We start from the raw sequence: 8,250 nt of genomic DNA on the forward strand, positions 1-8,250 counted from the left end.
GGCACGCCCTTTCCCCTTTCCGGTCAGGCCGCCAACTTCATGAAGCGTTCGACATCCTGTGGAGCGATCTGGACCCTCAGGATCGTACTCAGGGCATCGGCGCCGAACAGGCGGAGATCCTCGTTGAAGTCGCCGAGCTGCGGTGTCAGGACCATCGCCTCGATACCGGCCGCGCTGGTGCGTTCAATGAGGGCTGCCACAGCTGCGTCGCCGGCAGGATCATTGTCGCGGGCGATATAGAGCCGCCGCAATGTGTCGGGGAACAGGATTGCGGACAGATGCGCCGCCGACAGCGCCGCCAGTGCCGGCATGGCCGGCAGGACAGTGCGTTGCGAGAGCATGGTCTCGATGCCTTCGCCGGCGGCCATGACATCACGGCAGCAGCCGAAGCGGACAGCGTGACCGAGCAGTTCGCCCATGGCTCGTCTTGGCGTGTCGACCGGAGCGCGGCCGAGATGGGCCTCGCTGAATCCGCCCGGATCGAGCCAGGTGCGGTGGGCGCCGGTGAGCTTGCCTTTGAGGTCGGCGACCGTCGCGATCATTGCCGGCCATGTTTCGGTCGGGCCGCTCTCTGGACGGTAATAGCAGCGCGGATGAAACCGAAGGCTTCCGGTCTCATGCAAGGCTGTAATCGCGCGTCCGCGCAGATACGTCTCCACAAGCGTTCCTGATATCGGCTGCGACATGGAGACCAGCCGCCGCGCCGCTTCGGGGGAGCCGCGGGCAGCGGGAACGACTTGCTCCCACCGGTCCTTTGGTTCGTTCGTCATCAGGGGCATCGACAGAAAGCTGCGCGCCTCGTCGCAGACGTCCTTGAAATCGACAAGACCAAGCGACTCCCGAATGACGTCCAGAAGGTCGCCGTGCTCGCCGGTGGCGGCGTCCGTCCATTTCCCGGCGGCGCCCTTGCCGCAGTCTGGCCCTTTGAGACGAATAAACATCGAGCGACCCGGCGCATTGCGGGCGTCGCCAACCAGCCAGTAGTTGCCAACGCGGCGACCATTGGAAAGGTAGCGGCGGCACACCGCCTCTGCCCGCTGGGCGAGATGGCATGCCAGTGCGGATGCATCGCGAGGTGTCATCAGCTGGCCCCCCTGTCGTTGATGCGCTGCACCGGATAACGCTCGATGACCTTGGCCAGCACGGTGGCCCCGCTTGCGTCCGTCGGCACGAACATGCGCAGCTTCCAGGATATGATCTCGTGGAAAAGTCCGTAGGCCGTGAGCCGCTCGCGCATGGTATCGGTGAAGCCCGACAGCTCGATGCGATTGGCGCCCATGACGCGGACGCGGCGCAGATCAAGACCTTCGGCAAGGTCGAGCATCGTTCGTCCATCCACAAGAGCGTTGAAGGCATCTTGCGTCGTCAGCGTGCTGACGCCGGTTGCCAGCGCCCCGGCGGCCCATGCGGCTGAGACCCTGCGGCCGATGATGCGCTCCCCGTCGTCGGTCTGGAGCCGATAGACGCGGCTCGATTCGTTTGGAAGTCGCTTCCAGATCGGCAGCAGCAGCCCAGCGACAATGTGGATGGTCGAGTCCGAGAATGCCGGGACGCTCTCGACCTCGGCACTCCAGACAGCAGTGAAGGTCTCACGATCAGCCCGCTGCCAATGACTGTCCTCCATCATTCGGAGCGAGGCATGGTGTTGCTCCATCGGTCGGATCAGCCGGACCCGCCGCTCGATTTCGCCATCGTCGAGCATAAACGATGGCGCGGGAACCTGGACGGCCGCACGTCCTGAGCGTTCGTTGACCAGCAGGATGGCGCGCTGATCGTCGAGCTCGGCGACAGCTTCCTCGACGGGCACGGGTCGGTTGCGCCGGCGCTGATCGATGGTGAGAAGCTGTGTCTCGGCGCCGGTACCAGGATGGGTGTAGATCGACCGCCGATCGGTGACGACGAAACTCTCCGCTCGCAACGTTTCGAGCCCAACGTCGTAGACCCCAGCTGCGATGGCCCCTTGCACCTTGGCTGTGAGCAACTGCTCGAAAGCCGCGAACAGGATGTTCTGCAGTTCGATGGTGAGCGCCAGCAGGCGATTGAGGAAAGTGGTGATCGGCGGCAGCTCATCCTTGATGCCGTTCTCATCCGTCAGCGTCAGCCCCGTGGTCTGCTCGAACAGCTCGAGTGAGCAGCCCTCCACCTTGCCGCGGACGATCAGCAGATAGAGTTGCCGCAGCGCATCGCGAGCATAATGCGATTCCAGATTGTCCTCTGGCCGAAACAGACCCTGCCCGCCGGTCTGGCGCTGGCCACGCGTGATCGCGCCCAGCGTGTCGAGGCGTCGGGCAATCGTCGAGAGGAAGCGTTTCTCGGCTTTCACATTGGTGGCGATCGGTCGAAACAGCGGTGGCTGCGCCTGATTTGTCCGATGCGTGCGGCCAAGTCCCTGGATGGCTGCGTCGGCCTTCCAGCCAGGTTCGAGGAGATAGTGGACGCGCAGGCGCGTGTTACGCGCGGAAAGCTCCGCATGGTAGCTGCGGCCTGTCCCACCGGCATCGCTGAACACCAGGATACGCTTGACGTCATCCATGAAGGCCTGCGTCTCGGCGAGATTGGCCGAGGCCGCGCGGCCCTCGACCATCAGGCGTTCGCCCTTCCTGACGATGCGTCGCGACCGGCCCGTCACCTCCGCTACCATGTCGGTGCCGAAGCGCTGGACGATCTGGTCGAGCGCGCCAGGGACCGGTGGCAGGCTCGCCAGCCTCTCGATCAGGGCCGTGCGGCGCGCGACCGCCTCACGACTTTCAACGGGTTGACCGTCGCGAAACACCGGCCTCGACGACAGGTTGCCTTCCGAATCCGTGAAGGGCTCGTAGAGCTGCACTGGGAAGGAATGCTCGAGGTAATCGAGCACATATTCGCGCGGCGTGATGTCGACGCGGACGTCGTTCCATTCCTGCGTTGGCACCTCCGCCAGCCGGCGTTCCATCAGTGCCTCGCCGGTGGAGACGATCTGAACCACGGCCGAATGCCCGGACTGGAGATCCTGCTCGATCGAGCGGATCAGTGTCGGCGTCTTCATCGACGTCAGCAGGTGACCGAAAAAGCGCTGCTTGGCGCTTTCGAAAGCCGAGCGCGCGGCGGACTTGGCCTGGCGGTTCAGGGTGCCGCTGTCGCCGGTGATGTTGGCGGCCTGCATGGCCGCGTCGAGATTGTTGTGAATGACGGCAAAGGCGCCGGCATAGGCATCGTAGATCCGCCGCTGCTCGAGCGTCAGTTCGTGCTCGACCAGTTCATATTCGACGCCGTCGAAGGAGAGCGAGCGTGCCGTGTAGAGGCCAAGCGCTCGAAGGTCCCGGGCGAGCACCTCCATTGCCGCCACGCCACCCGCCTCGATCGCCTCGACGAACTCCGCGCGGGTCGAGAACGGGAAGTCCTCGCCGCCCCACAGGCCAAGCCTCTGGGCGTAGGCGAGATTGGCGACCGTGGTCGCGCCGGTGGCGGAGACATAGACGACACGGGCGCTAGGCAGCGCTTGTTGCAAACGCAAACCGGCGCGGCCTTGCTGTGAGGGCGCGACATCGCCACGCTCTCCCTTGCCGCCGCCGGCATTCTGCATGGCGTGCGCCTCGTCGAATATAAGCACTCCGTCGAAATCCGGACCCAACCATTCGACGATCTGCCTGACGCGCGAAACCTTCTCGCCACGGTCGTCGGAGCGTAGCGTGGCATAGGTTGTAAACAGGATGCCTTCTGGAAGCGTGATGGTGCGCCCTTGCGGGAAGCGCGACACCGGCGTGACCAGCAGACGCTCCATGCCGAGCGCGGCCCAGTCGCGCTGCGCGTCCTCAAGCAGCTTGTCTGACTTGGAGATCCACACGGCCTTGCGTCGACCTTGCAGCCAGTTGTCGAGCACGATGCTCGCCGACTGCCGGCCCTTGCCGACGCCGGTCCCGTCGCCGATGAAGAAGCCACGCCGGAAGCGCACGGCCCCTGGCGCGTCCTCGGGTACCGCTTTGACAACATCAAGCGTGTGGTCGACCAACCACGATCCGGCGAGAAACCCGCAATGGGCCTCGCCGGCCATGATCACCGTTTCGAGCTGGGCGTCGGAGAGCGATGTCAGGATGTCGCCGGGCAGGGTCGGCCGATAGCTGGGCTTCGGTGGCGCGACAGACGCCATTGCCGCGGACTGCACCAGCGTTGTCGGGTGCGCCTGGGAGCCCGGAATACGGATCGTCTGCAATCCGTATTCCTCGTAAATCGCGTCGGTCAGCCGTGCTCCGTCGTCGGGCGTCCAATCGACCGTCTCGTACGACAGTTCAACGCCGGCCGGCTCGGATAGCTGCCGCTGAGCCGGGCTTGCGACAGTGCGGGCGAGATAACCGCGGACCGTCCTGGGCGCGGTGATGGCCGGAACGACCCTGGCAGCTTCGGCGATCGGCGGCCGTGCCGGAACGTGCTTCTCGATCCAGTCGAGCAATGTGGCGACATCCGGCGCAAAGCCAGGCGAGGCCGGAATGAACGACGGATCGCCAGCCAATGTCTTGTCGATGACCGTCAGTCGGGTGTCGATCGCCGTGCCATGCCTGGCGTAGACGGCGCCACTGATCGTGGCGGTGAAGACGACGCGGCCATGCTCCTGCAGGCGCTCGAATGCATTGCGCCACGCCGGCATCTCCGGCCCGAAGCCCGCGCCGGTGATGGTGACCAGCCGGCCACCGTCGGCGAGCCGGGCGAGTGCCGAGGCGACATGGCGATAGGTCGCGTCTGCGACGCGCCCCCGCACATTGGCGAGGACCGAGAAGGGTGGGTTCATCAGCACAATGGTGGGCAAGCGCGCCGGATCAAGATGGTCGTGGATCTGCGCCGCGTCGAAGCGTGTGACCGTGACGCCCGGGAAGAGATTGGACAGAAGGCCGGCACGCGTCTCCGCGAGCTCGTTTAGCACAAGCGAGCCGCCGGCAATCTCAGCAAGGATCGCAAGCAGACCGCTGCCGGCAGAAGGTTCAAGCACCCGGTCAGCCGGTGTTATGGCCGCAGCCGTGACGGCCGCGAGGCTGAGCGGGATGGGCGTCGAGAATTGCTGCAGCGCCTGGCTCTCCTCGGAGCGGCGGGTATGCGTGGGCAGAAGGTCCGCAATCCGGTTGAGAAGCGGCAAGGCGGATGTCGCGGAACCGGCCTTGCGCAGAAGCGACTTGCCGTATTTGCGGAGGAACAGAACTGTCGCGGCTTCGCAGGCGTCATAGGCTGTCTTCCAGTCCCAGGCGCCGCTTGTGTCCGACGCCCCGAATGAGGCTTCCATCGCCGCTCGCAGGACAACGGCATCTACGCGCCGGCCGCATTCGATGTGGGGGAGAAGAACCAGGGCTGCCGCGTAGACGGCTGCGGCTGGATCGAGAGGCGTGGCGGAAGCGGCCGAACCCCCGATTACTGCGGGTGACAAGAAGTTCATTGGAGATCCTCTGGAGAGCGAGACCGGGAAAAGCCCATCGGCGCTCTCTCTGACCGCACGGGCTCAACCCATTCCGGCCGGACACTCACTCTCACGACAGAACGCAAAAACGCCCGGCCCTCTTGCGAAAGCCGGGCGATGGGCGCGAAGGAGACGGCCTATTCGGCGGCGTCTAGCTGTTTTTCGTCCTGGTCGACCAAGGCGACATCGTCGTCACCTGCCAGGAATTCAGGCAGAGCTTCATCTTCGTCGCCAGCGTCGGCGTCGACGTCGACTGTTTCCACATCAACGTCGACTAGCCGCAGAGGCTCAGGCAGCCAGCCACTGTCGGCGAGCAGGCGTTCGGCTTCCTTGGCCATGTCGCCCTTCTTGAGGTGGTCGATGAGCTGGGCGGCGCGCTCGCCGGCGCCCTCGCGAACGGCTTCCAGGATACGCGCCTTGGTGACACGGCCGAGATAGTTGCCGACAGTGGGTCGCCACCCGGCATCAATCATGTCGAGTCCGACTGCCCGGGCGAGATTATCGGCGTCGGCAAGGCGCTGTTGCACACCATGCGTGGAGATAGCGCCGTTGCCGTAGCGATCGGCCCTTTCGTAGAGGGCGTTGACACCCAAGGATGCGCAATGGGCGAACAGCTCAGCCTGCTCGGTGCCCGTCAGTGCAGAGAGCGCGTTCCATAGGTCGGCGACGTCAGTTGGAAGACGCTTTTCCCAGGCCTCATGGCGGGCCTGGATCGAGCGCGCATAAATCGTATCCCGAAGCCCTTCGGACTGGACCGGAAAGACCGTGCCGCGGACAAGGACTTCCATCGCCACGCCTTGCGCGCTGTAGCGAGAGAAAGCGTCGCGGACGAACTTGTTGAGCACGGCCAGGAAGGCGGTCGAGGGATCGTTGGCGAGCTTGTCGCGCAGAGCCAGCGTGCGATCCGCGGTCAGTTCCATGACCAGGCGATCGGGCAATGGCTTGATGCCATCTTCGTCATCATCCTCCGTGTCGGCCGGCTGGCCACCTATGGTGATGACGGCCCGCTGACCCGGGCCTGTGGCCGAGACGCCGGATCCGTCGACGCCGGGATCGTTGTTGCCGTCGGACGGAACGAGCGCCTCATCCTCGGGCTTCACGTAACCGCGTTCGACGAGAAGCGCTCCGTCCGTGTCGACGCTGACGAAGACACCCGCACACGCGATCTCGACCGGATTGAAGCGGACGGGACGCGCCTCGATCGACTTGATCGCGGTTTCGATCTCGCCAAACCGCTGGTCGACCTCGTCAGGCAACTCGTCGGCCTCCTCATACTGCGCCTGCAGCTTCTCGAATTCGTCACGCAGCGCATCGAGCGTTGCCTGCTCGTCGCTGGTCAGGTCGATCGGCGTGCCCTCGAGCTCGCGCAAACCGTTTGTCGCGCCATAGGGAAAGCTGACCGCGACTTCGATCCACTTCCAACCCTCGTTGGCGATTTCGTCAGCCATCATCTGCAGCTTCTCAATGACGAGCCGTTCAAGCAGCGGAATGTCCTGTAGCCAACCGCCATCATCCGACTGGAACAGATCACGCAGCACTTCGCCGCCTGCCGCCTCATAGCTCTCGAGGCCGACGAACACGGCCCGCTTGTCGGAGGCGCGGACGGTATTCTCGGTCAGCATGCGGCGGATCTGGTATGGCTCTTTCGACCAGCTGTTCTTGATCGCCTCCCAGACCTGCTCCTGTCGGGTGTGGTCGGCGCTCACGGAAAATGCCTCCAGTTGGACGATCGTCATGCCGTCCTCGGCGTAAACATCGAGAAGCGCCGGCGATACGGTTGTGAGCTTCAGACGCTGCTTGACGATGTTGACCGAGATGAAGAAGGCGGCGGCAATCTCTTCCTCGGCCATGCCCTGGTCGCAGAGAACTTTGAAGGCGCGATACTGATCCAAAGGATGAAGTGGCGCACGTTCGATGTTTTCCGCCAGCGACACCTCCTCAGCGAGAACCGTGCTGGACGAACTCCCGACGACACAGGGGACAGGCGCCACCTTGGCAAGCCGCTTCTGTTTGACGAGCATTTCGAGGGCGCGGTAGCGACGGCCGCCGGCCGGCACCTCGAACATCCCGGTCTCCTGGCCGTCTGCACCGACCAAGGGGCGAACGTGTATGCCCTGGATCAGCCCGCGGCGGGCGATCGATTCAGCCAGGTCCTCGATCGAGACGCCAGCCTTTATGCGCCGCACGTTGGTCTGGGCAAGCACCAGCTTATTGAAAGGAATATCGCGCGAGGACGACAGCGTGATCTTTTGAACAGCAATGGTCATTGAGGTTCTCCGCGACGGGCCGCCGAGAGCCTCTCTCTCGGTCCTCAACCCGTCATGAAACCTCCTCCAACCCTCTTCCTCTCCCTCCCGCACGATCCGGCACGCCGTTGATTGACAGCCGCGCCCTCACGATGCGCACGCCCGGAAAGAGGCCGGGAACGCGGTCTATGCCGAACGGCAGGGCCGCCGCTCGCAATTCCGATGCTCGAGACAGCCGAACCGCGGTGGACGGGAAGGCGCAAGGGCTGCTCCGGTCATAGAAGGTTATGCTGCCCGTCTATCATTGCCTTCCTCCAACTCGATGGATGCTTCGACCTCCTCCGGCAGGTGACCGAGGAGCCACTCAGCCGCCTTGCTAGCCTGGCTGGCGGCACGCACAATAGCGCGATTGTCATCGCGCAGAACCTCGAGCCATGAGCCGATATAGTCGGCATGCCGTACCGTGGGCACGATCCCCAAGGCTGCGCAGCAGAAGGCAGCGTTGATCTCTGCCACGAGTTCCTCGAACGCATATTTTCTGGAGCCCGAAGGGCCGGAGCAGTCACGGGCCAAGCGTGAACTGTG

Annotated in this window: 4 protein-coding genes; all 4 read right to left on the bottom strand. The window is 64.3% G+C overall.

The window, feature by feature from the left end:
• Window positions 1-23 precede the first annotated feature (23 nt).
• Complete coding sequence (locus tag EN824_RS28840; protein WP_135917351.1) at window positions 24-1,082, bottom strand: toprim domain-containing protein; 1,059 nt, start codon at window positions 1,080-1,082, stop codon at window positions 24-26.
• Window positions 1,082-5,398: a strawberry notch family protein gene (locus EN824_RS28845; protein WP_135917350.1), complete on the bottom strand. Its 4,317-nt coding sequence runs from the start codon at window positions 5,396-5,398 to the stop codon at window positions 1,082-1,084. The genes EN824_RS28840 and EN824_RS28845 overlap by 1 nt, the downstream gene beginning before the upstream one ends.
• Window positions 5,399-5,556: 158 nt before the next feature.
• Window positions 5,557-7,686 (bottom strand): ParB/RepB/Spo0J family partition protein, encoded by a 2,130-nt coding sequence (locus tag EN824_RS28850; protein WP_135917349.1) that lies wholly within the window; start codon window positions 7,684-7,686, stop codon window positions 5,557-5,559.
• 264 nt (window positions 7,687-7,950) lie between these two features.
• Window positions 7,951-8,250: zincin-like metallopeptidase domain-containing protein (locus tag EN824_RS28855; protein WP_245521036.1), on the bottom strand; the 300-nt coding region annotated here is incomplete at its 5' end.

Source organism: Mesorhizobium sp. M8A.F.Ca.ET.181.01.1.1 (assembly GCF_004792025.1).
Taxonomy (GTDB): domain Bacteria; phylum Pseudomonadota; class Alphaproteobacteria; order Rhizobiales; family Rhizobiaceae; genus Mesorhizobium.